Source organism: Streptomyces sp. URMC 123, from assembly GCF_051386515.1.
Lineage (GTDB): Bacteria > Actinomycetota > Actinomycetes > Streptomycetales > Streptomycetaceae > Streptomyces.
On the sequence record NZ_JBPQTV010000760.1, the window covers coordinates 1 to 277 of the forward strand.

Genomic DNA, 277 nt, shown 5'->3' on the forward strand with positions numbered 1-277 from the left:
CGACTGGGGGCAGACCGATGTGATCGTGGTGGGCATCCTCATCTACGCCCTGCTGGGCCTGCTGTCCGACGCCGTGGTGCGCCGCGTCGAGGCGCATGTGCTGTCCTACCGGAGGTCGCTGGGATCATGAGCCATCACCCCACCCCGGGCGCCGTGCGGCTGCAGCGCTTCACGCGCAGCTTTGGCGGCAAGAACGTGCTGGACGCCATCGACCTGGACATTGCCCCGGGCCAGTTCGTGGCCCTGCTGGGCGAGTCCGGCTCGGGCAAGACCACCT

Annotated in this window: 1 protein-coding gene; it reads left to right on the forward strand. The window is 69.0% G+C overall.

What is annotated here, in order from left to right; translation table 11 throughout:
* Nucleotides 1-126: 126 nt before the first annotated feature.
* Nucleotides 127-277 (forward strand): ATP-binding cassette domain-containing protein (locus tag ACSNOD_RS31910; RefSeq protein ID WP_436770539.1); only part of this gene is annotated, 151 nt, incomplete at its 3' end.